A 1,506-nucleotide genomic window follows, 5' to 3' on the forward strand; every position below is an offset into this window, starting at 1 on the left:
GATGGAGATCGCCGGCGACAGGCCCTCGATATGGTCGATATCGGGCTTTTCCATCATCGACAGGAACTGCCGTGCGTAGGCCGAAAGCGACTCGACATAGCGCCGCTGGCCTTCCGCATAGATGGTGTCGAAGGCCAGCGACGACTTGCCCGAGCCTGACAGACCCGTGAACACGATCAACTGGTCACGAGGCAGCTCGACATCGACATTGGCCAGGTTGTGAGTACGCGCGCCGCGGACGCTGATCGACTTCATTGCATCGAGCCGTGAATGCGAGACAAGCCTGCTAATATATCGCGCCTGGCGTGTACGGGGCAAAGGAATCCGATCCCGGCCGACGGTGGGCCGCCCGGATCGTTCCGTCCGGGAGTTCGGTGCCTAGAATCGATCCCCCAGCCGATTGACTGGGCCCGGTCGCTTGTTATCATTAGGCATCGGGGGGCTGGTTGGACGTCAGGTTGGCGCGATGGCAAGGCCTTCACACATCACGCAATTTTCTCGCCGGCGAGGATGGCGCCGGGCGTTCGCCGGTCTCCTCGGGATCATCGCGCTGTCGGGGCTGTCGGCAGAGGGTGCCGATGACAGCGGGATCGCCCGCTGCCAAGCGATCGATTCGCGGGCCGATCGAACCGGGCTGATCTTCAACCCGCCCGGGAAACAGACCTACTACGAGCGTTCGCGCTGCTTTCTCCGACTGGCCGTGGAAACGCGCGATGCCGAACTGTGCACCCGGGTGGTCGAGCGCGAGTCCTGGTTCTTCGACGGTTCCGGCATTTCGCCTGAAGCCTGCCGGAAAGCGGTCCGCGAGCAGATCAGCGAGGACCGTATGGAAGCCGACTCGATCGAGAAGGTGCACCGCCTCGCTTCGGCATCCCTGGGCCCGAGTTCCAATCGACGCGATTTCACTTTGCGGCTGGTCACCGCCGGTTCGCATCCCGGCACCTACCGGATCGATATCGAGTTGCTGTCGTCGCATGGGCAGGACAGTCAGCCGGTCGAATCCTATCTTCAACCGCTGGGCACAAGCCCGGCCCGCCTGGCCCGGCATGTCCCGCGCGGGAAACTGGTCTCCAGTGCCACCGCTTGGCCATCGGAGGCCCCCATTCAACTGCAGATTACACTCACCCTGGTGCCCTCGAGTTCGGATTCGCAATGGGTACTGGGGCAGGTGGACCAACCGCTGTCGAGCAGCCGCACTGTAGCGGTCGAGCCGGAGTCCCGCCGGGACGATTCAAGAGGGGGAATGGCAGACGCGTGATCGGAAGCCATTTCGAGCACTGTCTGCCCACGTTGGACCGGGGTGTGGTGGTACCTCGCCCGTCCCGGTTGGGGTTGTTGAACGAGAACATCCGCGGTTCGAGCTCCGACAGGCTGTAGTCGCACACCGGGCAGGCGTAGCGCGCCGAGAACAGCATCTGTTCGATGTCGCTGTCATCTTCGATGGGCGCAACGATTGCCAGGCTATCGGCGAGCGCCAGCGCCGTCTCGAAGCTTTCGGCCAGGCGC

General features: G+C 63.5%; 1 protein-coding gene and 1 pseudogene. One reads left to right on the forward strand and one right to left on the reverse strand.

Translation table 11 applies throughout. From position 1 onward, the window contains the following. Positions 1-255, reverse strand: a pseudogene (locus ACEWQZ_RS03345) (hypothetical protein); the annotation flags it as partial. 145 nt (positions 256-400) lie between these two features. Here ACEWQZ_RS03345 and ACEWQZ_RS03350 point away from each other — a divergent pair. Beyond that, on the forward strand, positions 401-1,258 hold the full coding sequence (locus ACEWQZ_RS03350) for a hypothetical protein (RefSeq protein ID WP_476481659.1): 858 nt from the start codon (positions 401-403) through the stop codon (positions 1,256-1,258). The last annotated feature ends 248 nt before the right edge of the window (positions 1,259-1,506 follow it).

It is taken from the genome of Wenzhouxiangella sp. YN1, from assembly GCF_056324145.1.